This is a genomic window from Streptomyces sp. NBC_00203 (genome assembly GCF_045206325.1).
Lineage (GTDB): Bacteria > Actinomycetota > Actinomycetes > Streptomycetales > Streptomycetaceae > Streptomyces > Streptomyces lutosisoli.
In genome coordinates, this window is the sequence record NZ_CP108126.1 from 5514830 (window position 1) to 5537859 (window position 23030).

At 71.1% G+C, this 23030-nt stretch carries 21 protein-coding genes; 8 read left to right on the top strand and 13 right to left on the bottom strand.

Going from position 1 to position 23030, the window contains the following annotated elements:
* Positions 1 to 75 precede the first annotated feature (75 nt).
* Complete coding sequence (locus OG975_RS24800) at positions 76 to 1326, top strand: molybdopterin-dependent oxidoreductase (protein WP_406331541.1); 1251 nt, start codon at positions 76 to 78, stop codon at positions 1324 to 1326.
* Positions 1327 to 1675: 349 nt separating this feature from the next.
* On the opposite strand, the gene OG975_RS24805 is transcribed toward OG975_RS24800, so the two are convergent.
* The 3 genes from OG975_RS24805 to OG975_RS24815 all read right to left on the bottom strand — a co-directional run bounded on the left by OG975_RS24805 (position 1676) and on the right by OG975_RS24815 (position 4139).
* The gene (locus tag OG975_RS24805; protein ID WP_406331543.1) at positions 1676 to 2473 is read right to left on the bottom strand and encodes a class I SAM-dependent methyltransferase; all 798 of its coding nucleotides are present in this window, start codon (positions 2471 to 2473) and stop codon (positions 1676 to 1678) included.
* A 254-nt stretch (positions 2474 to 2727) separates the two neighbouring features.
* A complete protein-coding gene (locus tag OG975_RS24810) occupies positions 2728 to 3348 on the bottom strand; it encodes a DUF2064 domain-containing protein (RefSeq protein ID WP_406331545.1) in 621 nt (206 codons plus the stop codon).
* Positions 3345 to 4139, bottom strand: coding sequence for a glycosyltransferase family 2 protein (locus tag OG975_RS24815; RefSeq protein WP_406331547.1), 795 nt, complete (start codon positions 4137 to 4139; stop codon positions 3345 to 3347). Before OG975_RS24815 ends, OG975_RS24810 begins: the two co-directional genes overlap by 4 nt.
* Before the next feature lie 103 nt (positions 4140 to 4242).
* Here OG975_RS24815 and OG975_RS24820 point away from each other — a divergent pair, with 103 nt between their 5' ends.
* Both OG975_RS24820 and OG975_RS24825 read left to right on the top strand, forming a co-directional pair.
* Positions 4243 to 5181: a response regulator transcription factor gene (locus OG975_RS24820; RefSeq protein WP_406331549.1), complete on the top strand. Its 939-nt coding sequence runs from the start codon at positions 4243 to 4245 to the stop codon at positions 5179 to 5181.
* Positions 5178 to 6290 carry a sensor histidine kinase gene (locus OG975_RS24825; protein WP_381249403.1) on the top strand — a complete coding sequence of 371 codons (1113 nt, stop codon included), beginning with the start codon at positions 5178 to 5180 and terminating at the stop codon, positions 6288 to 6290. Before OG975_RS24820 ends, OG975_RS24825 begins: the two co-directional genes overlap by 4 nt.
* 315 nt (positions 6291 to 6605) lie before the next feature.
* Here the strand turns inward: OG975_RS24825 and OG975_RS24830 are convergent, their stop codons facing one another.
* The 4 genes from OG975_RS24830 to OG975_RS24845 all read right to left on the bottom strand — a co-directional run bounded on the left by OG975_RS24830 (position 6606) and on the right by OG975_RS24845 (position 10654).
* Positions 6606 to 7601, bottom strand: a complete 996-nt coding sequence (locus tag OG975_RS24830; RefSeq protein WP_406331551.1) for an NAD-dependent epimerase/dehydratase family protein — start codon at positions 7599 to 7601, stop codon at positions 6606 to 6608.
* A gap of 91 nt (positions 7602 to 7692) precedes the next feature.
* Entirely contained in the window at positions 7693 to 8232 is a 540-nt protein-coding gene (locus OG975_RS24835; RefSeq protein ID WP_406331552.1) for a GtrA family protein, read from the bottom strand.
* Between the two features lie 189 nt (positions 8233 to 8421).
* Positions 8422 to 9783: an ATP-binding protein gene (locus OG975_RS24840; RefSeq protein WP_406336443.1), complete on the bottom strand. Its 1362-nt coding sequence runs from the start codon at positions 9781 to 9783 to the stop codon at positions 8422 to 8424.
* Positions 9784 to 9976: 193 nt separating this feature from the next.
* Positions 9977 to 10654 (bottom strand): response regulator transcription factor, encoded by a 678-nt coding sequence (locus OG975_RS24845; RefSeq protein ID WP_406331553.1) that lies wholly within the window; start codon positions 10652 to 10654, stop codon positions 9977 to 9979.
* 135 nt (positions 10655 to 10789) lie between these two features.
* Here OG975_RS24845 and OG975_RS24850 point away from each other — a divergent pair, with 135 nt between their 5' ends.
* Positions 10790 to 11431: a PepSY domain-containing protein gene (locus OG975_RS24850; protein ID WP_406331554.1), complete on the top strand. Its 642-nt coding sequence runs from the start codon at positions 10790 to 10792 to the stop codon at positions 11429 to 11431.
* A 29-nt stretch (positions 11432 to 11460) separates the two neighbouring features.
* Here the strand turns inward: OG975_RS24850 and OG975_RS24855 are convergent, their stop codons facing one another.
* Positions 11461 to 12786 (bottom strand): lipase family protein, encoded by a 1326-nt coding sequence (locus OG975_RS24855; RefSeq protein ID WP_406331555.1) that lies wholly within the window; start codon positions 12784 to 12786, stop codon positions 11461 to 11463.
* Positions 12787 to 13052: 266 nt separating this feature from the next.
* Positions 13053 to 14105, bottom strand: a complete 1053-nt coding sequence (locus OG975_RS24860; protein WP_406331556.1) for a helix-turn-helix domain-containing protein — start codon at positions 14103 to 14105, stop codon at positions 13053 to 13055.
* A gap of 153 nt (positions 14106 to 14258) precedes the next feature.
* On the opposite strand from OG975_RS24860, the gene OG975_RS24865 reads away from it, so the two are divergent.
* Together OG975_RS24865 and OG975_RS24870 are read left to right on the top strand one after the other, a co-directional pair.
* The gene (locus OG975_RS24865) at positions 14259 to 14549 is read left to right on the top strand and encodes a hypothetical protein (RefSeq protein ID WP_406331557.1); all 291 of its coding nucleotides are present in this window, start codon (positions 14259 to 14261) and stop codon (positions 14547 to 14549) included.
* Between the two features lie 500 nt (positions 14550 to 15049).
* Positions 15050 to 16522 (top strand): hypothetical protein, encoded by a 1473-nt coding sequence (locus OG975_RS24870; RefSeq protein WP_406331558.1) that lies wholly within the window; start codon positions 15050 to 15052, stop codon positions 16520 to 16522.
* A gap of 80 nt (positions 16523 to 16602) precedes the next feature.
* Here OG975_RS24870 and OG975_RS24875 read toward each other — a convergent pair whose 3' ends face one another.
* From OG975_RS24875 to OG975_RS24885, 3 genes are all read right to left on the bottom strand, one after another.
* Entirely contained in the window at positions 16603 to 18288 is a 1686-nt protein-coding gene (locus OG975_RS24875) for a lysyl oxidase family protein (protein WP_406331560.1), read from the bottom strand.
* A 245-nt stretch (positions 18289 to 18533) separates the two neighbouring features.
* Entirely contained in the window at positions 18534 to 19574 is a 1041-nt protein-coding gene (locus OG975_RS24880) for a chitinase (RefSeq protein WP_406331561.1), read from the bottom strand.
* 175 nt (positions 19575 to 19749) lie between these two features.
* Entirely contained in the window at positions 19750 to 20064 is a 315-nt protein-coding gene (locus OG975_RS24885; protein WP_406331562.1) for a hypothetical protein, read from the bottom strand.
* A gap of 130 nt (positions 20065 to 20194) precedes the next feature.
* On the opposite strand from OG975_RS24885, the gene OG975_RS24890 reads away from it, so the two are divergent.
* Together OG975_RS24890 and OG975_RS24895 are read left to right on the top strand one after the other, a co-directional pair.
* On the top strand, positions 20195 to 20527 hold the full coding sequence (locus tag OG975_RS24890) for a hypothetical protein (RefSeq protein ID WP_406331563.1): 333 nt from the start codon (positions 20195 to 20197) through the stop codon (positions 20525 to 20527).
* Between the two features lie 422 nt (positions 20528 to 20949).
* Positions 20950 to 21855 carry an alpha/beta hydrolase gene (locus OG975_RS24895; protein WP_406331564.1) on the top strand — a complete coding sequence of 302 codons (906 nt, stop codon included), beginning with the start codon at positions 20950 to 20952 and terminating at the stop codon, positions 21853 to 21855.
* 279 nt (positions 21856 to 22134) lie between these two features.
* Here the strand turns inward: OG975_RS24895 and OG975_RS24900 are convergent, their stop codons facing one another.
* Positions 22135 to 22932: a maleylpyruvate isomerase family mycothiol-dependent enzyme gene (locus OG975_RS24900; RefSeq protein WP_406331566.1), complete on the bottom strand. Its 798-nt coding sequence runs from the start codon at positions 22930 to 22932 to the stop codon at positions 22135 to 22137.
* Positions 22933 to 23030: the final 98 nt, after the last annotated feature.

The following is a 23030-nucleotide window of genomic DNA, read 5'->3' on the forward strand; positions in this document are numbered from 1 at the left end:
CGACGGTGTGGACGTCAGGGTTTCGTCATGGTTCACGGACCCGTTCGGGGGGTGTCCCCGTCCTACGGTCGGGTCATGCCACGGTCTCCTTCCTCCCCCGCGTTCTGGCGCAGCCCGTTGCGCGGCCCCTGGTTCACCTCCGTGCTCGGCATCGTGCTGCTCGGCGGGATCACGGTGCTGTTCCTGACGGGTCTCGTGTCGTACGCCGCCTACAACCCGAACCTGTCGCCGGTGAACGACATGACCCCGGACAAGGGCCTGCTCGGCTTCTACCTCTTCTCCTGGCCGACCGACCCGCCCTGGCTGTACCGCCTCACGCAGGGCATCCACGTCACGCTCGGCATCACACTGATCCCCGTCCTGCTGGCCAAGCTGTGGTCGGTCGTGCCGAAGCTGTTCACGCTGCCGCCCGCCCGGTCGCTCGCGCACGCGCTGGAGCGGATCTCGCTGCTCCTGCTGGTCGGCGGCGCGCTGTTCGAGTTCGTCACGGGCGTACTGAACGTCCAGCTCGACTACATCTTCCCCGGCTCCTTCTACCCGCTGCACTTCTACGGCGCGTGGGTGTTCATCGCCGCGTTCGTGGCGCACGCGGTGCTGCGCGTGCCGATGGCCGTACGCAATCTTCGCCATCTGAGGGACGAGGATCTGACGGACGGGGAACGGGAGTTGGTGTCACCGGACCCCGCCCCGCCCACCGTCTCGCGGCGCGGTGCCCTCGGCTTCGTCGGCGGCGGCTCGCTGCTCCTGTTCGCCACGACGGCGGGCCACAGCTTCGACGCGCCGATCCGGGAGACGGCCGTGCTCGCGCCGCACGGCGGCCCCGAACCGGGCAGCGGACCGGGCGGCTTCCAGATCAACAAGACGGCCGCGTCACGCGGGATCAACGCCACGGAGACGAGCGCCGAGGCATGGCGGCTGGTGGTGGAGGGAGGCGGTCGGACGGTCCGCCTGAGCCGCGCGGATCTTCTGCAACTCACCCTGTACAGCGCCGCGTTGCCCATCGCCTGCGTGGAGGGCTGGTCGACCTCCGACCAGTGGTGGCGGGGCGTACGGCTGCGGGACCTGGCGGCACTCGTCGGGTACGAGGGGGACGAAGAGGACACAGCGCCCGACGTGCTGGTGGAGTCGCTCCAGCGGCACGGCGCGTTCCGCCGGGCCGCCCTGCGCTACAACCAGGTGCGCGACCCACGCTCCCTGCTCGCCCTGTTCGTCAACGGCGAGGACCTGACCCCCGACCACGGCTACCCGGCGCGGATCATCGTTCCTGCGGCACCCGGCGTGCTCAACACCAAGTGGGTGGCCCGGATGACGTTCGGAGACCTGTGATGCGACGGATGCGACTGACACGACCGATGGGACGACCATTCGGAAAGCCCGCCCTGGGCAGTCCGTTCCAGATCCTTCTTCTCGCCTGCTCGTTCGCACTCGCCGGCTACGCGGGGGTGCGGCTGCTCGCGGACGACTGGTTCGGGGTGGCGCTGTGGTTCGTGGGCCTGGCGGTGCTGCACGACCTGGTGCTGGTGCCGTTGTACGCGGGAGCGGACCGGGCCGTCACGCGGGGGCTGGGCGCGGCCGGCCACCGGGAGTGGACGGTCTACGTCCGGGTCCCGGCGGCGCTCGCCGCTCTCCTGCTGCTGATCTGGTTCCCGCTGATCAGCGGGCAGATGGCGGACCACTACCGGTCCGCCACCGGCCTCTCCGGCGACGGCTTCCTGGCCCGCTGGCTGCTGATCACGGCAGTCCTGTTCGGCGGTTCGGCGGCGCTGCTCCTGCTGCGGTTGCGCCGGTTGCGCAGGGCGACGAAGGAGCGGCCGCCGGCCGTCCACTGACCGTCCGGGCGCCAGCCCGCGCGCTCCGCGTACCGCAGCAGGGCCGGGCTGCCGAGGCGGGCCCACGGGAAGGCCGGCCCGACGGCGCTCCGGGGATCGGCGGCCCGGACGATCCGCACGCTGACGCGTTCGTCGACGTCCATGTCCGGGAGAGTCTCGGCGATCAACAGCCCGCTGGTCGCGAGGAGTTGGGATATCCGCCGCAGGAGGGCGGCCGGGTCGCCCCCGATACCGACGTTGCCGTCGAGGAGGAGGGCGGTACCCCATCGCCCTTCCCCGGGAAGCGGCTCGAAGACGGAGCGCCGCAGCGCCTGCCCGCCGAACCGCACGGTGTGCGCGACAGCGGCTTCACTGACATCGATCCCGAGCGCGGTCCGCCCCCGTCCCGCCAACTCGGCGACAAGCCGCCCCGGCCCGCACCCCACATCGAGCACGGCACCCTCACAGCGCCCCAGCACCGCCAGATCCACCGCGTCGGCCCGCGCACACCAGCGCTCCACCTCCAGGGGCAGCAGCCAGCCGTCGTTCCGCCGGAGGAAGAGCGGGCCCTGGCCGGTGACCAGGGCGTCGGAGTACGGGTCTGCGGACCATGGGGTGCCGACCAGCCTGTCCGGTGCGCCGACCAGCTTTTCGGGCGTGCCCACCAGCCCGTCCGGCGCGCCCACCGGCCTGCCCGGCGCGCCTACCAGCCTGTCTGGCGCACCAACCAGCCCGTCCGGCGTTTGAGGACGAGGCCGTTCAGGCCGACCGGGGGTCCAGGGGGCGGAGCCCCCTGGCGGGGTCGAAGGGGCGGAGCCCCTGGGGATGGGACGGGTAGGGGCGGCGGGGGCGCTGAATCCATCAGCGGCTCCGCCGAGGGCCCGCTCGGCAGCGCTACGGGGAGCGCCAGGTGCCGTACTCACGGATGGCTCACCGCCCGCACACGGGCGAGCTCGGCGGCGAACCGGCTGCCGGCCGGCGCGATCGCGGCGACGGCCTCCGCGTCGGCGGCAGTGTCGACGTCCCGGAGGCAGGGAAGATCGCGCACGCGCAACCCCGCGGCGACGAGCCGCTCCCGCTGAACGGCCCCCGTCGTAGGCGTCGACATCGGCACGCCCCGCAACAGCGCGGGATCGGGATCGGCGAGCCCCAGCGCCCAGAAGCCGCCGTCCTCGGCCGGCCCGAAGTACGCCTCGCAGTCGGCGAAGTCCACGGTGAGGAGCCGAGGCGTCACCTGCGGTGTGTCCATGCCGATCAGCAGCGCGGGCCCGTCGCAGCCCGCGAAGGCGTCGGCCAGCCGCTCGTCGAGCCCTCCCGCACACTGCGGTACGACGTCGAAGCCGGGCGGCAGCCAGGGTCCCACCGCTCCGTCGAGCACGAGGACGCGGCGCCGCGCGGGCGTCGCCGCCACCGTGCGCAGGGTGTCCACGAGGGCCGCCTCGGCGAGCAGTGCCGCTTCCCGGGGCGTGAACGGCGGGGTGAGCCGGGTCTTCACCCGCCCCGGCAGCGGTTCCTTGGCGATGACGAGGAGAGTCGTCACTGGGCGGTTCCTCCCTGGGAAGGGGTGTGGGACGGCGGATGGGGAGGGCCGAGGGTGCCGGGGTCGGGGGAGCGGGCGGGCGGTTCGGCGAGCACGCGGCGCATGTCCCGTACCGCCTGCCAGGTGCCGCGCCACGTGCCGGTGACCTTGGAGGCGCCGGTGCGCGGCAGATACGGCACGTCGTGCTCGGTCACGCGCCAGCCGGCGTCGGCGGCGCGGACGACCATCTGGAGCGGGTAGCCGCTGCGGCGGTCGGTGAGCCCGAGGCCGAGCAGCGGCTCGCGGCGGGCGGCCCGCAGCGGGCCGAGGTCGTGCAGGCGCAGGCCGGTGCGGCGCCGCAGCATCCGGGCCAGCGCGAGGTTGCCGGCCCGGGCGTGCGCGGGCCAGGCGCCCCGGCCCTGCGGGCGCCGCCGCCCGAGCACGAGGTCGGCCGCACCACCCCGCACCTCACGCACGAAGGGCACGAGCCGGGACGGGTCCAGTGAGGCGTCGCAGTCGCAGAAGCACACGATGTCCGCGGTGGCGGCCAGCAGCCCGGCGTGGCAGGCGGCGCCGAACCCGCGCCGCGGCTCACTGACGACGGTCGCGCCGAGCCCGCGGGCCACGTCCGCCGAGCCGTCCGTGGAGCCGTTGTCCACGACCAGCGCGCGCCAGCCGGGCGGGATACGGGCGAGCACCCAGGGCAGGGCCTCGGCCTCGTTCAGACAGGGAAGGACCACGTCGACTTCCGGAACTTCCAGGACTTCCGGGACTTCCGGGGGTGGTGCGGGGAAGGTCGTCACGGCTTTCACCCTACGAACGCGAAAGGGAGATATCGGACTTCAGGTCCTTACGAAACACGGACGTCGAGCCGGGAGTACGCCACGCAGCGGAGGCCGGTGGGAGGCTGGATTCATGCAGCAGCCGTACGAATCCGCAGGTGCCGGACCCCACGCAGCCCCACGTGCCGGGCCCGCCCCGGCCCCGAGCGGGAACGGGCAGGCGACGCGCGGGCACGGGGAGACGGCGCGCGTCCTCGTCGTGGACGACGACCCCACCGTCGCCGAGGTCGTCTCCGGCTACCTCGACCGCGCCGGGTACGTCGTGGACCGCGCCGCGGACGGCCCCGCCGCGCTCGCCCGGGCCGCCGCGCACTGGCCGGACCTGGTGGTGCTGGACCTGATGCTGCCCGGGATGGACGGCCTTGAGGTGTGCCGCAGGCTGCGCGGCCGGGGGCCCGTGCCGGTCATCATGCTCACCGCGCGCGGCGACGAGGACGACCGGATCCTGGGCCTGGAGGTGGGCGCCGACGACTACGTCACGAAGCCGTTCAGCCCCCGCGAACTGGTGCTGCGCGTGGAGTCCGTACTGCGCCGGACCCGCCCCGTCACCGTCGCGCACCCCCTGCACACGGCTGGCCTCACCCTCGACCCGGCGGCCCGCCGCGCGACCAAGAACGGTACGGAACTCGCCCTCACCGTCCGCGAGTTCGACCTCCTCGCCTTCTTCCTCCGCCATCCCGGACGGGCGTACGGCCGCGAGGACCTGATGCGCGAGGTGTGGGGCTGGGACTTCGGCGACCTGTCGACGGTCACCGTCCATGTACGCCGACTGCGGGGCAAGATCGAGGACGACCCCGCGCGCCCCCGCCTGATCCAGACGGTGTGGGGGGTGGGCTACCGCTTCGACGCCACGGCGGGATCCCGGGACGAATCCCGGGACGAATCCCGGGACGAATCGCTGGAGGGACCGCTGGACGGATCCCTGGACGCAGCCTCCGACGGATCCCTGGACGTCGCCCCCGACGGATCCCCGGACGCCACCCCCGACGGAGAGACCCGGTCACGGCCATGAACGACGTACTCCTCATGGCCCTGTTCGCCTTCCTCGGCGCCGCCGCGGCGGGGCTGCTCGGCGCGGGCGTGCTGCGGCTGATCCGGCGGCGCTCGCTGACCGCCTCGCTCGCCGTGGTCGCCGCCGTGGCCGTCACCGCGATGCTCGCGGGGACGCTGGCCGTGGCGTGGGCGATGTTCCTGTCCTCGCACGACCTGACCGTCGTCACGACCGTCGTCGCCATGGCGGCCGTCGTCTCCCTGGCCACGGCGCTGCTCCTCGGCCGTTGGGTGGTGGCCCGCAGCCGGGCGCTCACCCTCGCCGCCCGCTCCTTCGGCGACGGCGGCGACTTCGCGGCCCCCGACGGTCCGGCCACCGCCGAACTCGCCGCGCTGAGCCGGGAGTTGCAGGCCACCAGCGCGAAGCTCGCCGAGTCCCGCGACCGCGAACGCGCCCTGGAGACCTCGCGCCGTGAACTCGTCGCCTGGATCTCGCACGACCTGCGGACCCCGCTCGCCGGGCTGCGCGCGATGTCGGAAGCGCTGGAGGACGGTGTGGCCGCCGACCCGGACCGCTACCTCCGCCAGATCCGCACCGAGGTCGAGCGGCTCAACGACATGGTCGGCGACCTCTTCGAACTCTCCCGCATTCACGCCGGAACACTCGCCCTGTCCCCCTCCCGCATCTCCGTCTACGACCTCGTCGGCGACGCCCTCGCGGGCGCGGACCCGCTCGCCCGCGAACACGGCGTACGGCTGGTCGGCGACCGCGTCGAACAGGTGCCGGTCGAGGTGGACGGCAAGGAGATGAGCCGCGTCCTGGGCAACCTCCTCGTCAACGCCATCCGCCGGACACCGGCCGACGGTACGGTCGCGGTCGCCGCCGAGCGGTCGGACGCGGGCGTCGTCCTGTCCGTCACCGACGGCTGCGGCGGCATCCCGGAAGAGGACCTCCCGCGCGTCTTCGACACCGGCTGGCGTGGCACCCACGCCCGCACCCCACCCGCCGGAGCGGGCCTCGGCCTCGCCATCGTCCGCGGCATCGTCGAGGCCCACCAGGGCCACGCCGCCGTCCACAACGTCCCTGGCGGCTGCCGCTTCGAGGTCACCCTGCCCATGGCGGAGGCGTAGCGCCCCTGGCGACCTGGGGTGTCTTTCGCCCCCGCCGCCCCTACCCGTCCCATCCCCAGGGGCTCTGCCCCTTCGACCCCGGGGCAGTTCTTCGTCTGCGGGTGGGTGGGGGCTGGTCGCGCAGTTCCCCGCGCCCCTAACGGCGCGGGGCTGCGCCCCGCGATCCCCCGCCCGCCCCAGGGTCTTTTAGGGGCGGGGGGAACTTCGCAATCTTTTGGACCAGCCCCCACCCACCCGCAGCCAAAACACAACCCACGGGGTCTGGGGCGGAGCCCCAGAAGGATGGGACGGGTAGGGGCGGCGGGGGCGAAAAACTCACCCGTCGCGCAGCCGCGCCGCCGCGAACTCCCGCATCCCCTCCCCGAACCCGACCTCGGCCTTCCACCCCAACTCGGCCCGCAACCGAGACGAGTCGGCAGTGATGTGCCGTACGTCCCCCAGCCGGTACTCCCCGGTCACGACGGGCTCGGGCCCGCCACACGCGGCGGCCAGCGCCCGCGCCATCTCGCCGACGGTGTGCGGCTCCCCGCTCCCGGTGTTGTAGGCGGTGAGAGCCCCGCCACGCGAACCCGCCTCCAGGGCGGTGACATTGGCCGCCGCCACATCCCGTACGTGCACGAAGTCCCGTCGCTGCCCGCCGTCCTCGAAGACACGCGGGGCCTCGCCCCGGGCGAGCGCGGACCGGAAGAAGGACGCGACCCCCGCGTACGGGGTATCGCGCGGCATCCCCGGCCCGTACACGTTGTGGTAGCGCAGCGACACCGCCGAGCCGCCCGTCGACCGGGCCCACGCCGCCGCCAGATGCTCCTGGGCCAGTTTGGTCGTCGCGTACACGTTCCGGGGATCGACCGGAGCGTCCTCGCCCACCAGGCCAGGGGTCAACTCCGCACCGCACAGCGGACACCGGGGCTCGAACCGCCCCGCGTCCAGATCGGCGACGGTCCGGGGCCCGGGCCGTACCGCACCGTGCCGCTCGCACGCGTAGGCGCCCTCGCCGTACACGACCATCGACCCGGCGAGCACCAGCCGCCGCACCCCCGCGTCCGCCATCGTGGAGAGCAGCACCGCCGTACCGAGGTCGTTGCGCGAGACGTACTCGACCGCGTCGCCGAACCCCGTCCCCAGCCCCACCATCGCCGCCTGATGACACACGGCGTCCACGCCCGGGAGCGCGCCCGCGACCGCCTCGGCATCCCGTACGTCCAGACCGTCGCGCAGGTCGAACACGACCGCCTCGTGCCCCCGCGCGGTCAGCGCCCGGACGATCTGGGACCCGATGAACCCGGCACCGCCGGTGACCAGTACTCGCATGAGCCGAACGCTAGGACCGCGCCCCCACAGCCCGACAGCACCGCGCCCGTCACGTCATGAGTCCGTAAGACGTAAGACCGGGCGCCCCCTGTCACGCCGCAGCCGGTTCCGCGTACGCCCGTCCCCAAGCCGCCGACGCCCTCCCGGCGGCGGCCCACGTCTCCTGAACCCGCGCCGGGCTCAGCGCCGGGCTCAGCGCCGGGCTCGGCGCGGGGCTCAGCTCCGGCACCGAGGTCCGGCTCCGGCCGCCGGCGAAGACGATCAGGCGCAGCAGCAGGAACCGTCCGATTCCGGCGAGCCCGGAGGCGCTGAGGTAGACGATCTGCTCCGCGAGCATCCCGGGCGACGACTGCACCATGTGCAGGATGAGCACCGCGGCGGACGTCACGGCGTACGCGGCCACGGCCGATCCCGCGGACTGCCAGTGCTGGCGCCATCCCGCGCGCCGCCCGGTCCCGAAGGTGAAGCGGGCGTGCAGCTCCGTGCACAGGATGGTGGACGCGGCGGTGATCAGGGCGTTCGCCAGCACCCAGGGCATCACCCCGCCGAGCAGCGCCACGGCACCGCTGGAGAGGACACCCACACCGCCACCGCACACCACGAACCGGGCGAAGGAGGCGAGCGGCTTCATGGGGGTTCCTCTCGGACGGGGGCGGCGAAATCTGGGATCAGCCGGGGGCAACGGCAACGCGCATTTGCTTAACTCACTCAACTATAAACAGGTTGCTTGACTTAGGCAAGCTTAATGTTGTGGCGGCCGGTCCCCGGAGATCACGCAGAGCTGGGGCAGCCCGCTGACCTGGAGCTTCGCCCAGCAGGTCTACGGCACTTCAGCCCCCGGAGGCGTCAGCGGGAAGCGGGCGACGATGCGGGCGCCCCGCGGGTGGGGCTCGGCGGTGAGGGTGCCGTGGTGGTGGGTCGCGATGTCGCGGGCGATGGCCAGGCCGAGGCCGGCTCCGCCGAGGTCGCGGCTGCGGGCGTCGTCGAGGCGGGTGAAGCGTTCGAAGACGCGGTCGCGGTCGGCGTCGGGGATGCCGGGGCCGTCGTCGGTCACCTCCAGTACGGCTGTGCCGGTGGCCGCGTCGGCGTGCAGCGCCAGCTCTATGTGCTCGTCCGCGTGCCGTTGAGCGTTGTCGAGCAGGTTGGTGAGGAGTCGGGTGAGACGGCCCCGGTTGCCCTCGACCGTGATGCCGGGCTCCAGCCTCAAGCCGACCGGGATCCCGTCGCCGTGGCGTGCGGCGACGGTCGTACGGCACAGGTCGGCCAGCTCCAGCGGACCGCTCTCGACAGGCTCGGCCGCGTCGAGGCGGGCCAGGAGCAGCAGGTCGGCGGCGAGGTCCTGGAGCCGCACGGTGTCCTCCAGTACCTCGCTGACCAGGTCCGGCCACAGTGCCGGGTCCGGGTGGGCGAGGGCGACCTCCAGCTGCGTACGCAGGACGGTGATCGGGCTGCGCAGTTCGTGCGAGGCGTCGGCGATGAACCGGCGCTGGCGGACGACCGCGTCCTCCAGGCGGTCCAGGGTGGCGTTCATGGTGCGGGCGAGGCGGGCGACCTCGTCCTGGGCGTCCGGGACCGGGACCCGGCGGTGCAGCGCGTGCCCGGTGATCTCGGCGACCTCGGACCGGATGGCCTCCACCGGACGCAGCGCCCGGCCCGTCACCCACCAGGTGACCAGCGCGACCGTGGCCAGCAGCAGCGGTGCGCCGATGCCCAGCGCGACCGCGGTGATCTCGTCCGCCTGGTCCGCGTCCCGCAGCGAGGTACCCGCGTACACGGTGACCTTGCCGGTGGGGGTCTGCGCGGTGACGGCGACGATCCGCTGGCGGTGCTCGTCGTGGAACGGTTCGCCGGACCAGGTGGCGCGCAACTCGCCGCGGTGCGGGCGGACGTGGCCGACGGGCGGGCGCCCGCTGAGGTTCTGGCTGGCGGCCACCACCCGCCCTTCGGCGTCGACGACCTGGATGAAGTCGGCGCCGTGGGCGAGGGGCAGCAGGTCCGGGAGCTTGCCCTGAGCGGCCAGCCGGCCCACGGTGTCCGCCTGCTGGGTGGCGGCGTCGTTGGCGCTGCGCTGGAGGTTGGAGTGCAGAATGCCGAGCAGCGCGAAGGAGGCCGCGGCCAGCGCGACGGCGACGACCGCGGTCGCGCCGAGCGTCGCCCGGGCCCGGACCGACCCCGGCCACAGGCGTCGCGCGAGTCGTACGGCGGTGGCGCGGGGGCTCCGGATCGCGGCCAGGATCTCGCCGGGGCGCGGGAGGAAACCGGGGCGCGGAAGGAATCGGTATCGGCCTCGGTCTCCGTCTGGTCCTCGGTCTCGGTCTCCGTCTCCGTCTGAGCCTCGATCTCGGTCCCGGTCTCCGTTTACGCCTCGGTATCGCCTAGCCACCGTCGGCCGCCAGTCGGTATCCGGCGCCTCGGACGGTCTCCAGGGCCGAGCGGCCGAACAGGGTGTCGATCTTGCGGCGTACGGCGCTGACGTGGACCTCGACGAGATTGAGGTCCGCCTCGAAGGCGGAGTCCCAGACGTGCTGGAGGATCTCGCGCTTCGGCACCACCTCGCCGGCGCGCCGGGCGAGATACTCCAGGATGGCGAACTCCCGTGTGGTGAGGCGTATTTCGCTGCCACCGCGGGTGCACGTACGGCGGGCCGGGTCGATCACGAGATCGCCCAGTTCGAGTGTCGGAGGAAGCCGGTGGCCGGTACGGCGGTGGAGCGCGCGGAGCCGGGCGACCAGGACGACGTACGAGAACGGCTTGGACAGGAAGTCGTCGGCACCGGTGTCCAGCGCCTCGGCCTCGTCGTACTCGCCGTCCTTGGCGGTGAGCATCAGGATCGGCGTCTCGCTGCCGGCCGCGCGCAGCCTGGCGCAGACCCGGTAGCCGTTGAGGCCGGGCAGCATGATGTCGAGCACGATCACGTCGTAGCTGTGCTCCAGCGCGAGCCACAGCCCCTGGTTCCCGTCGTGGGCGACATCGACGGAGAAGCCCTCGGCCGTCAGGCCCCGCTGGAGGGCAGCGGCCAGCCGCTTCTCGTCCTCGACCACCAGTACTCGCACGCCGTACAGCCTCGCACGCCGCCCGGCGGCTCCCTGAAGACAGCTTCAGCCGCCTTCAGCCTGGCTTCAGCAACGGCACTCCAAGCTGACCGCAGCCGCCGGCACCGGGCCGGCCTCGCGATCAGGAGCCCGCGCATGTCCCAGCCCGTCCCGCCGGATCAGCCCGAGCCCAAGCCGGCCGCCAAGCCGTTCCGCCAGCGCCTTCCGCGCCTGCCGCAACTGAGGCGAAGCCGCAAGGTGGCGCTCGGCGTCGCGGTCGTCCTGCTGGGCGGAGCCGCGGTCGGCGCCGTCGCGATCGCCGACCACGACCACGGCGACAAGAACGACCGCGGCCGCATCGCGGCGGACCGCGACCAGAGGGGCGGCGGCAACGGCGGGCACCGCGGTCGCGGCGAGGGCCGAGGCGAGGACGCGGGCAAGAACGACGGGTCCAAGGCGAACCGGAACAACAAGAACAGCGACAACGGCCAGAGCAGCGACAACAGTCAGAGCAACGGCGAGAACAGCGACAACAGCCAGAACAGCCAGAACGGTCAGAGCACTCTCGCGCCCGCGCCCTTGCCGGCGGTGTCGGCGGCCAAGGCGATCGAGGCGGCCGGCAAGGCGGTCCCCGGCGGCAAGCCGGACGCGCTGCGTGTGGTGACGCAGCAGGGCGGCGGAAGCGCCTGGGAGGTCGAGGTGCTGGGCACCGACGGCGTTCGACACCTGGTGACCCTCGACGGTGCGACCGGCGCGGTGACCGGCAACACCGTCGCGTCCACCACCCCGGCCGCCTGACGCCGAAGGCCGTACGCAGGGTGGGCCGGTCAGGGCTGCAGGGGCATGCTCCAGCAGTTGGAGCCGGCCTTCTTGCCGGACAGCCGGTCGGTCAGCCAGTTGATGGCGTCGCCCTGGTCGGTCAGCAGCGGGGCGAAGTGGTTGAGGAGGGCGCTGCCGACACTGGGCAGCACAACGGCCTTGTACGTGATGTCGGCGCCCTTCGCGCACCAGTCGACGGCGAGCTTGCGGGCCTGGGCGTGCGGGACGAGGTTGTCGCTGACGCCCGTCGCCAGGCGGACGGGGCCGGACGGTTTCAGTGTGCCGATGCGCTGGCTGTCCAGGAACGCCTGGAGCGCGGGCGTGTCGGCGATGATGTCGCTGACGGACCGTCCGTCGGTCGTCCACTGGGTGCTCTTCGCGTAGCCGTAGCCGAAGAGGGCGTCGCCGACGCACATCGTCGACAGGTCGGCGAGGGCCGTTTTGCCGGCGGCGTTCAGATGGGCCTCGGCGAGAGGCTTCAGGGACGGGTCGGACTGGAGGAAGCCGTTGAGCGACCAGCCCAGTGCTCCGGCCAGTTCGCTGCCGTCGATGGCCTTGGTGACCGCGGTCAGGTCGGCGGGCGGTGCCCCCGCGTAGGTCCCGGCGAGTGTGACCTCGGGGGCGTAGGAGGACTGGAGTTCGGCGGCCGCGGCGGTCGCTCCGCCGCCCTGGCTGTAGCCGAAGAGGCCCACCGGGGACTTGGCGGTCACCGACGTGCCGCCGACCGAGCGGGCGGCGCGGACGGCGTCCAGTACGGCGTGGCCCTCGTCGACGCGGTTGACGTAGGTGTGCAGCCGGTCGGTCGCGCCGAGGCCGGCGTAGTCGGTGACGACCACCGCGGCACCCTTCGCGAGGAGGCGGTAGATCGCCAGGTCCTCGTAACCGACGGACACCGTGCCGCTGTTGAGCGTCAGCGGGTGTTCGAGGCCCATGGACGCGGCGCACTGGTCGCCCTGCCCCATGGTGCCGGGCGCCACCGCGACCAGAGGCCGCGGTCCGTCGCCGCTCCAGTCGGCCGTCGGCTCGATGTACGCGCCGGTGACCGCGACCGGCGCGCCGTTCGAGTCGGTGGACTTGTACATCAGGCGGGTGGCTTTGCCCGGGAGCGGCCCGTCCAGGCCGGGCAGGCTGAGGGCCAGGGGGAGGGGCTCGGTGCGGATGAGGGCACCGTTGGCGGCGGGCAGGGTGGTGGGTGGGTTGTAGAACGCGGGGATGGTGACACCCCGGGACACGACCTCGTCCGCCGCCGTGGCGGCGGTGTCCGAGAGCGCCTGGGCGCCGAGGCAGGCAGCAACGGTGACTGCTGCGGCCAGGAGCCGTCTGCGTGCGGGCATGGCGAACCTCCTGCGAAGCGGCTGGCAGGAAGTGGTTCGCCCGGACCTTACCTGCGAGTAAGTTACTCGTGGTAGCAGTCGGTAGGTTACGTTTCGGTAATGTGACGGCCTGTCTAATAGGGGCCCCGCGCCCCTTGAGGGGCGCGGGGAACTGCGCAGTCTTTTAGGGGGGTCTGGGGGCGCAGCCCCCAGGGATGGGACGGGTAGGGGCGGCGGGGGCGAACCCTCTCGGCCTCAACCCCGCCGCCCCACACCCGCATCCGCGCTCACTCTTCGTTCGCCATGGCGTCGTGCCTCTGGTGTGTCTGACCTGTCGCGGGGGCAACAGGGGCGACGGCCGGCAGCCAGCCCTGCTGCACGGCGCGGACGCCGGCCTCGAAACGGCTACGCGCGTTGAGCCTTTCCATGAGCCCGGTGGCTATGCGCCGGGCGGTGCGGTGGGAGACACCGAGGCGCTTGGCGATCGCTTCGTCGGTGTGCCCCTCGGCGAGCAGCCGCAGGGTGGTGGCCTCGGAGCCGGTGAGCCCCTGGGGATCGCGCGGAACCGCGTTCCCGAACGGCTCGGCGGTGGCCCAAGTGGTCTCGAAGAGCGCGCAGAGCGCGGTGAGGGTGCCGTCGCCGGTGAGCAGGACCGCGCCGGCCGCCGTGTCGTCGCTGCGGGTGGGGATGACGGCTGTGGCCCGGTCGACGATGATCATCCGGATGGGCAGGGTCGGCACCGTACGCACCTGTCCGCCCTGCGCGGCGAGCCAGTCGACGTACTCCGCGGTGTGCGGACTGTTGCGGACACTGTCGAGGTAGATGGTGCGCAACCGCACGCCACGGCCCAGCAGTTGCTCGTTCAGGGGCCGCGCGGCCTCGATGCTCACCCGGGTGTGCTCGCCGTCCGGGGCGAAGGTCATCACCTCGGTGCGCACCTCGCGGGTGAGGGTGGTCAGCCGGTCCCTGATCTGGTCGAGGCCGGTGAGCTGCTCGACTCCGGGGCTGGGGGCGGATCGTGAGTCGGCGTATTCGGCGATGAGTTGCGCGGCGGCGGCGCGGGATTCCTCGATGCGCTGCTGATGGGCGGCGAGTTCCGCCTGCTGACGGGCGAGCAGGAGTTCCATGCCGACGTCCGGGCTGACCGCCTGGAGTCCGCGGCCCGGCTCGTACGAGGGCCGCAGCAGGGCGAGTTCGCTGAGCTGGTCCAGAGCGCGGCGGCCGGTCACTTCGGCGATGCCCAGCCGTCCGCAAAGAGCCGTCAGCCCGTCATCGGGATGCGCCAGCATCGCCCGGTAAACGGCTTCGGCATCCGCGTCCAGGCCGAGCAAAGTCAGCATATGAGGCCCCCCTCGTGGACATACGCCGTGATCATCACTCACAAGTAATTGCCCAGGCAATGGCTTTCGGCAGCGAGGACGTTTCCGGCCAAGGCCCACAGTGACCAGGGCCGTTGGCTGCTCACCGGTGTTAGGGCTTGGGACGGTGGTCGTATGTATCTCGTCCACGTCCAGTTGAAGGGCCCACCCGGCCAGGCACTGCCCGAGCAGACGGCACAGCTGGTGCTGACACACGCCGAGCCGCAGGACCGCCTGGAGCACGTCAGCGCGCACCCCGGCGCGAGCCCACACCCCATACTCGGTCTCTTTCTCCTCGCCGCAGACCTGGACGAGGCGGAACGGCACGCCGATCTGGCATGCCGACGTGCGCTCGCGCGATGTCCGTCGCTGCGCCAGTGGCGGCTGGTCTCGGCTCAGGTTCCCCTGATCGCCCCGTTCCTGTGACCACCGCAACCATGTTGAACCCAGGTTGAACCCAGTGGGACTTGTGACCCCCTGAGGCCCTCGCTGGACCGAATGGGCCAAGGCCCTTTGGGGCCAACGGAAAGCCCTTCCACCCCAGTTGAGCTGCGACGAAGCTAGGCATCGCCAGCAGGGAACACCCCCGGCGGGCAGCACCACCGGCACCGCGTCACCGCGGGACACGGGCCGGTTCAGTCCCTCGTCTCCACGCTTCGTCTTCACGCCTCAGGAAGGGCTTTCGCCATGATCAGCACCCACCTCGCCCAGGCCGCCGCGGTCCCCTTCATCTACATCCTGGACGACATGATCTGGCAGTAGCCCGGAGGCGCGCGCCACGGCTGCACCTGCAGGGCAGCCGTCTGTGCCGGCCTCTTCGCTTGGCTCCACCTCTCTTCAGTGCCTCCTCAGCGTCACCCCTGTGTCTCTCCCCCCCCCGCACTCACTTCCAGGGCTGAGCCCTGCCCACATACAGGAGTACGACCATGTCCGCACTCGCCAAGAGCACCCGTCGCGCCCTCGTTCTCTTCCCCGCGCTCTCCGCCGTCGCCCTCACCGGCCTCGTGCTGCCGCAGCAGGCCACGGCCGCCTCGACCCAGGGCGGGGACATCTCCCGCACGGAGGTCATCTCCCGTGCCAAGAACTGGTACGACCGCAACGTGCAGTACAGCCAGACCTCGTACGCCTACGACGTGGACGGCGATCACACGTACCGACAGGACTGCTCCGGCTTCGTCTCGATGGCGTGGCACCTCACCAGCAGCCGCACCACGGCGACGCTCGACGACTCGGCCGTATCCACCACGCTCTCGGACAAGAGAGACCTGCTGCCAGGAGACGCGCTCAACGACGCGTCGGACGGCCACGTCGTCCTCTTCGTGAAGTGGATAGACAAGACGGCGGGAACCTTCAAGTTCTACCAGGAGGCCAACCCCGACATGGACATGGCGTACGGCCAGGCGGACATCGACAGCGGCAACATCGCGGGCCTCCCGTACTACAACTACAAGGCCCTCCGGTACAAGAACATCACCGCCGACGCCCCCGCCACCCCGGCCGCCTCCTGGAAGCTGCAGACTCTGGTCAACACCAGCAGCAGCGTCTACCACGCCGTCCGCAAGGACGACGGAACCTGGACCACCTTCGGCAACGTCGAGGGCCAGACCGGCAGCATCGGCAACATCCGGGCCGTCGCGGACGCCGCGGTCAGCGACGACACCCATGTCCTTGCGGTCGGCACCGACGACACCCTCTACCACGCCATCCGCTACGACAACGGCGACTGGTCGCCGTTCCGCAGCGTCGAGCACGTCGCCGGTCAGCTGACCAACATCACGGACATCTCCGCCGTGTCCATCGGCACGGAACTGCACGTCGTGGCCGTATCGAACGGCAAGCTCTACCACACCATCCGGCACGAGGACGGCAGCTGGCAGGACTGGGGCAGCGTCTACACCCAGACCGGCGACGCGGGTGTCGCGAGCCAGGTGTCCATCGCCTCCGTGGGCGGCGCACTCCAGGTCGCGGTCGTCGTCCCCGGCACCGTGCGGCACGCCATCCGCAGCAGCGACGGCACGTGGAGCTCCTGGGGCAACGTGGAGAGCAAGGCTGGCGACTCCGGCACCCCGACGGACGTCAGCGTCGCCGGTGTCGACGGCGAGCTCCAGATGATCGTGATCAGCAACTCCGGCGCCAAGCAGGTGCACACCATCCGCCACTCCGACGGCACCTGGGACACCTTCAACAGCCTCTCCGGCGTCCTCGGTTCGGGCCTGACCATCAACTCGGTGGGCGCCGCGAGGGTCGACGGCGAACTCCAGGCCACCTTCGTCACCGACGACGGCAAGCTCCTCCACACCATCCGCCACAGCAGCGGCTCGTGGGACGACGCCAACTCCAAGGCCCTGACCGGCGTCTCCGGCACCATCCTCGGCACCTCGGTGACCGGCAGCCTCTGACACACACCCCTCACCTGAGCGCGCACGCCCCGGCCGGAACCCCGGCCGGGGCGTGCGCGTCGGCGTGAACCGGCGGTTTCCTACGGGGTGTTGATCAGGTCGTACGGCGGCACGGTCACCGTGCGGGCGTCCGGCGTACCGCCCAGGACGACCTTGCGCAGCGAGACGTTGTTGCTGAGGCTGGTCTCCTGGAGCCGCTTCTCGGGGTTGGCGATCACCTGGATGTAGTACGTGCCGTTCGGCAGGCCGGTGATGTCGAAGGACTGGCCGGGACGGTACTGGGTGTACGTGTCGCCGGAGCCGACGTCCAGGACCTCACGGACGGAGATCGAGTTCTGCTCACCGCAGGCGGTCGACAGATCGGTGTTGTACGGGTGCCAGTTGGCGTTCTTCACCGTGTAGTCGATCGCGTCGGTGTTGGCCAGGCAGAACGCCTCCTTGCCGCTGCGCACCTGCGTGGCCTGGTCGGCGCTCAGCAGCCGGTAGCTCGCGAAGTCGGTGAAGTGCCAGTGCTCGTGGCCCTCCCGCGGGTCCCACTCCATGGTGCCGCTGGGCGTGTACCCGACCTGCTTGCCGTTCGCGTCGTAGAAGTACTGGTAGGAGTCCATCAGTTCCTTGCCGGGGCTGCGGAAGCCGTCCACGACGAGGGGGGCGGGACCGGCGTTCCAGACGTTGGCGCTGAAGGCGAGATAGTCCTTGCCCGGTACGTCCCCGTCCTCGCCGTCGGTGATGGCGATGTCCCAGGCGGGCAGCGAACGCAGGTCCGGCTTGGGCACGTTCGCCGGGACGCCGGCCCGGCCGGTGGGCCGCTGGGTGTGCGGCTTCAGCGCGGGCGCGATGCGCGAGCCGTCGGTGTGCCCGGGGCCGTCACCCAGGTGGTGCGCCATGCCCCGGTCTTCGAGGGCGTGCGACAGGGCGGGCGGGGTGGGCGCGTCGGCGCCACGGGGACCGTAGTGGTGGGCGGCGGAGTGCGCGCCATGCCCACCGCTGTGATGTGCGGAGGAGTGCGACGAGGAGGAAGCCATTCCCTCGCCGCCCCCGCCCCCGTTGCTGACCTGCCGAACCGTCACCTTGACGGTCGGCTGGTCATTGGGGATGCCGAACAGGTCACGGTACTTCTTCGCGACCGAGACCTTGGCGGTGTACTCGCCCGCCGGCAGGTCCAGCGGCTTGTCGTAGTCGACCGTGCTGGAGTTGGACGCCCAGCCCTTCTCGACACCCCACACCGAGCCCAGCGTGAACGGATTGGTGGAGCAGCTCTCCGGGTACTTCGACGTCGCCGGTGCGTCCGGACGTATCCGCCCGGAGGCGTTGTTCGGGCAGAAGGACCCCTTGCTCTTCGCCACCTCCGTACCGGCCGCGTTCTTGATCGACACCCGAAGGAAGCCGGGCAGCCCGGAGAAGTCCTTCACCGTCCCGGCGGGCAGTGTCCTGGTCCGCGTACTCGTACCGCTTCCGTTGCGGAAGATCTGCTTGGCGACGACAGGGTCCTTGTACGACTTCCGGGTCACCTTCATCTCGAAGGGCGCACCGTCGACCGTGACATACGTACCCAGGTCGAGGTAGACCCCGGGCTCCCCCTCCCAGCGGTCGAGCGTCACGGAGTTCGACGCGGCGATGAGCCTGAGCTTCGGCTCCCCGGCCGTGCCGGACGGGGCCGCCCCAGCTCCTGGAGCGGCCCCGGTTCCGGCGAAGAAGACGGTGAGCGCGGCCCCTGCGGCGAACGCCGAACGCTGTAAGCGACTGCGGTGTTGCTGACTGGTCATCGGTTCCTCGTCTGCAAGTGCCGTGGTCAAGCGGCAGCTGACTGGACAGCCCACGACCGGCCGACGGTACGGGCACACCCCACGAGGCCTGAGGCCGAATCTGTGAGCAACCTGTGAGACGAGTGAAAGCTGTGCAGGGGTTGCTTGTTGGGGAGGAAAAGGAGGAGGAAAGGAGGAGTAAAAGGGGAGGGAAAGGAGCGCGCGGCGCCCCGGCGTTGGCGGCCTGGGCGGCGCGGCCGGCGACCTCAACCGCTGAAGCGGACCCCGCGTGTGAACGGCTCGAAGGTGTGGCTGAAGTACCACGTGTCCTGGGCGATGCCGGAGCAGGAGTTGGCGCCGGCGGTGCCCACGCAGCCGCCGTTGTCGCGCTGGAGGGCCCAGAAGGAAAGCGTGCTGATCCCCTTGGCGACGGCCCACTTCTCCACCGTCACCGCGTCCTGCGGGGTGAAGGTCTCCTCCGGGCCGAAGTCGTCGATGCCGGGCATCTCGGTGACGCCGATCATGTGCCAGAGCTTCGCCGGGCTCTTCTTCGGGTAGAGGGCGGCCAGTTGGTCGTGCAGACCGGCGGCGGCGGTCTCGGTGTCGGCCGCCATGTCGTGGGTGGCGCCGTCCCAGTAGTCGAACGTCATGATGTTGACGACGTCCACGCGCGCGCCGTTGTCGACGGCGTTCCGCAGCAGGGCCACGCCGCTCGGCGCGAGGCCGGTGTTCGTGGTCGGCAGGGTGTAGGAGAACTGCACGCTGCGGCCGGTGTGTTCGGCCCAGCGCTGGACCTTGGCGATGGCCTTGTTGCGGCGGTCGATCCCGGCGGAGTTGTTGATGGAGTCGGCCTCGATGTCGAGGTCGATGCGGGAGACGCCGTACGTCGTGACAAGACTCTCGTACACCTTGGCGATGGCGTCGACGCTGGTGCAGCTGTCGGCCAGTTCGGTGCCGGTGGTGTCGGCGCTGTAGCCGCCGAAGGACGGGATGACGTTGCCGCCACGCGCCTGGATCTTGGCGATGTCGTCGCCGAAGGTGGCCTTGCCGATCGGCTGGGTGGTCTGGCCGTTCCAGTACGCGGTGCAGGAGTTCGCCGCATCCGTCTGGAGAAACGCCATGGTGAGGTACTTGTTGCCCGACGCGGCGGCGAGCGCGGCCGGGCTCTCCCCGGTCCACGCCTCGAAGTAGGGCGCCGCCACATGCGCGGGCATGGGCTTCGCGCGATACGAGGACTCAGGCTGCGCGGCGAACGCGCCACCTCCTCCGAGGGCGACCAGCCCGGCCGACAGGGCGGTCACGGTCATGCAAGACAGCAACGTACGAATACGAGGAGAACCAGGTCGTCTCATTGACGCTCCCATAGGGAAAAAGTGCAGGCGGGAACAGCGGGCACACGTGCGGGATGTCCACCCGGTCGCTATGCGCGGGAGAACTCCCCTCGACCAGGGGCGAACAGCGTCCATAGTTGGACTAGACCAATTATCTGTCAAGGTTCTTTACAATTAACTGACCTGAGGGGGCATGGAAGATGGGCGGTGGCGCTTCGCGGGTGTGGAAGCTGAGTGCCGTCGACGACGCGAGCTGGACGCTGGAGGTGGTGGCGGGCGCGGCGGCAGCCAGGGCGCGGATCAGGGCCCGATCTTCGAACTTGCTGACGGGGCAACGCTGGAGAGCGTGATCCTCGGCTTCCCGGCCGTTCCACGAGATGTCACGCGACAAACCGGACGATACGATAAAAACGTCATCACGCCTCACGGAAAACGCTCCGGTGAACAAAAGGGATGCATTGCCCATGTGGGTTGGTGTACGCACGGCGTGACGGAGCGAGGCTTTCCTCATAGGCGCCCTGTGCGACCGATGCCGCGGGTGACGGAGCCGTCACGTCCCACCGGCCGCACTGGCAGCGCCCAAGGGAGGTAGAACGATGAACCGGACACGTCTCGCAGCACTCACGTTCCTGGCCGTCCCCGCGCTCGCGCTGGGCCCCGCGGTTGCCGCACACGCGTCGACCACCACGGCGCCCGGCGCCGCTCCCAGTGCGACGTGCAATGTCGAAAGAGAGTCGAACGGCAAGTACCACCTCTGGGGTGTGGGGTTCCCCAACGGCCAGAAGGTGACCTACTCGGGGTCCAGTTCGGGCACTGTCTCAACGGACGGTTCGGGAAGGTTTGACGTCGACGGTCTGAGCGGGGCCAAGTTCGTCGTCAAGACGGGCGACGGAATGACGACGGTCACCTGCGCCATGGTCAACCACTGATCCGGGTCGCAGGCCAGGCCTGGGAGTTTCCATTGGACCGGGTGACGAGCATCGAACTCGCTCTCTCGGCTTGGGAAACGACGGCGCTCGCGCGGATGGTGGTGGTGTAGGCCCACGTCCGCGGTCACGGTGGCACGGCCCGTGCCGTTTCCACACCCATGGCGGCTCGATCGCCCTGGGCGAGCCCTGCGGAGCCGTCGGCGCGCGCCTCGCGACCCACGCCACGAACACCCCGCGCCGGACCGGCGCACCGACACCCCGACCGCGCTCGCCTCCGTCGTCGCGGTCGGGGTGTCGTCAGCGCTGCCCTCGACCCGGGCGGGAGTGAGCCGGTGATGCGCTCCCCGTTGCGCTACGCGGGTCGAGCGGTCATTATCAGGAAACCTGATACTTTAAAGTTGTAGCGATAGGCGGGTCGGACCATGCCCTTCAGTCCCGGAATCCAGGCCAGAGGCGTCCAGTTGCTGCTCAGCGGCATGATGACCCGCGTACACAAGGACCTGCGCTTCACCGACATCCCGAAGCGCACCGAGTCCCTCCGGGTGGAGACCGGCGCCGGACCGGTGACCTGCACCGTCTACCGCCCGCCGGTCACCACCGACACCCCCGACCCCGACCCCGCCCCCGTGTACGTCAACTTCCATGGCGGCGGCTTCATCGTCGGCCGCCCCGAGCAGGACGACCACATCTGCCGCTACATCGCCGCCACGGCCGGTTGCGTCGTGATCAACGTGGACTACGCCGTCGCCCCGCAGCGGCCGTTCCCCGCCCCCGTCACCCAGGCGTACGACGTCACCGCGTGGGTCGCCGAGAACGGCCCCGCCAACAACTGGGACGGCTCGCGACTCGCCGTGGGCGGGCACAGTGCCGGGGCCAACCTCACCGCCGCGGTCTGCCGCACGGCCCGAGACCGTGGCACCTTCTCGCCCCGGCTCCAGATCATCGACTCCGCACCGCTCGACCAGCTCGCCGCCCCCGCCACCAAGCTTTCCCCCATCGCCAAGCCGCTCCTCAACCCCCACCTCCTACGGATCTTCACCGCCGCCTACGTCCCGGATCCGGCCGACCGCGCCCACCCCCTCGTCTCACCCGGCCTGGCCGACGACCTCGCCGGCCTGCCGCCCGCCCTGGTCATCACCGCGGAACACGACCGCCTCCGCGACGAGGGCGACGCCTACGCCAAGGCCCTGGACGCCGCGGGAGTCCCGGTCACCCACCGTGTCTTCGAGGGCGTCGACCACTACTTCACCCACACCGGCCCGGTGTTGGCAGGCAAGGAGGCCATCGAGCTGATGGCCTCCACTCTGCGGACGGCGCTCGGCGCCTGACGCCGCGGGGCCGTGTACGCGGCCGACCAGCTGCGTTCGTGGGCCATCTGTTGACGGTGACGCCCCGCGTGGTGCCCAATTTTTGAGGTCTGACCTCATCCTTATCAGGTCGATCACAAGGGTCTGCCAACGTCGGCCAACGGCCCCTGCGCCCCGGTCGATCGTCCACCGAGGTCCGGCGCTGACCGCTGCTGTTCGTGCCTGTTGGTGTCAGCCGGTGGTGTCAGCCGCCGCATGCGGTCTTGACAAGGGTCACTTCGCCGCTCTGCAACACCCGTCCTACTCCTCCGGTTCCCACGCGCGGAGCAGATCGAACAAACCTGCGTCTCCCTCGATCTGCAGGGAGTCCGCCGGGATACGGTCGTACACGAAGAGGACCAGCTCGCTGGCCGTGCCGCGGACGGAGACGCCAGCCGGGTTCGGGCCTTCGTCGGCGGCAGCTACAGGCGTCGTGCCGGGCGCGGGGATACGGGTGGAGCGTGCGCCGTCGCCGTCGACCGTGAGGCGCCAGGAACGGCCCTCGGTGGCGTGGAAGTCGAAGGCAGTGGGCTTGTGCGGCCAGGCACCCGTCGTTGCGACGCAGGTGAACAGGAACTCCTCGACACCGTCGAGTGCCACCTCATCCGGCAGCGGCTGCGGGGCACCCACAGCGACCTGGGCGTCGTAGGTGTGCACCGCGATCTGCTGGAGCTGGTGCCGGGCGACGGCGCCACAGGTCTGCGGCGACTGCGACGCACCCCACCACGTCCAGCAACCGCGATCCGGGCCGGCCTCCCGCAGTGCGTCCACCAACTCCTGCGTCGACGCGGCCAACCAGGCCGGCACGGCCTCGCGCTCCCGAGGCGCAGCCGGGGCGCCCTCTGGTGCGGACTTGGCCGGAGCAGGCCCTGCGGCGACGGTGGCGGCCCAGGCGCGGCGCCCCTCGCCGATGTGCTGCGCCAGATCGAACAGCGTCCACTCGGGGCAGGTTGGCACCTGTACGTCGAGGCTGGGCGCGGAGGCGACCGCGGCGCGGAAGGCGGTCGACCGTTCGTCGATCAGTCGCAACAGAACGGGGAACGCAAGTGTCGTTGTCACATGGACTCCCTATCACCGCGTTCCGACAATCGGACAGCGATTTTCACAGCCGACGCGGCGAGCGCGCGGCACGGGCCGGGCGCCCACAGGTGACGCCG

Bases quoted from the DNA above. Each gene is read 5' to 3' on its own strand.
- OG975_RS24835 (WP_406331552.1), bottom strand. From the start codon at position 8,232: ATGAAGCCGCTCGCCTCCTTCGCCCGGTTCGTGGTGTGCGGTGGCGGT.
- OG975_RS24855 (WP_406331555.1), bottom strand. From the start codon at position 12,786: ATGCCCGCACGCAGACGGCTCCTGGCCGCAGCAGTCACCGTTGCTGCC.
- OG975_RS24885 (WP_406331562.1), bottom strand. From the start codon at position 20,064: ATGGGCAATGCATCCCTTTTGTTCACCGGAGCGTTTTCCGTGAGGCGT.
- OG975_RS24850 (WP_406331554.1), top strand. From the start codon at position 10,790: ATGTCCCAGCCCGTCCCGCCGGATCAGCCCGAGCCCAAGCCGGCCGCC.
- OG975_RS24870 (WP_406331558.1), top strand. From the start codon at position 15,050: ATGTCCGCACTCGCCAAGAGCACCCGTCGCGCCCTCGTTCTCTTCCCC.
- OG975_RS24875 (WP_406331560.1), bottom strand. From the start codon at position 18,288: ATGACCAGTCAGCAACACCGCAGTCGCTTACAGCGTTCGGCGTTCGCC.
- OG975_RS24890 (WP_406331563.1), top strand. From the start codon at position 20,195: ATGAACCGGACACGTCTCGCAGCACTCACGTTCCTGGCCGTCCCCGCG.
- OG975_RS24865 (WP_406331557.1), top strand. From the start codon at position 14,259: ATGTATCTCGTCCACGTCCAGTTGAAGGGCCCACCCGGCCAGGCACTG.
- OG975_RS24825 (WP_381249403.1), top strand. From the start codon at position 5,178: ATGAACGACGTACTCCTCATGGCCCTGTTCGCCTTCCTCGGCGCCGCC.
- OG975_RS24820 (WP_406331549.1), top strand. From the start codon at position 4,243: ATGCAGCAGCCGTACGAATCCGCAGGTGCCGGACCCCACGCAGCCCCA.
- OG975_RS24860 (WP_406331556.1), bottom strand. From the start codon at position 14,105: ATGCTGACTTTGCTCGGCCTGGACGCGGATGCCGAAGCCGTTTACCGG.
- OG975_RS24880 (WP_406331561.1), bottom strand. From the start codon at position 19,574: ATGACCGTGACCGCCCTGTCGGCCGGGCTGGTCGCCCTCGGAGGAGGT.
- OG975_RS24895 (WP_406331564.1), top strand. From the start codon at position 20,950: ATGCCCTTCAGTCCCGGAATCCAGGCCAGAGGCGTCCAGTTGCTGCTC.
- OG975_RS24830 (WP_406331551.1), bottom strand. From the start codon at position 7,601: ATGCGAGTACTGGTCACCGGCGGTGCCGGGTTCATCGGGTCCCAGATC.
- OG975_RS24800 (WP_406331541.1), top strand. From the start codon at position 76: ATGCCACGGTCTCCTTCCTCCCCCGCGTTCTGGCGCAGCCCGTTGCGC.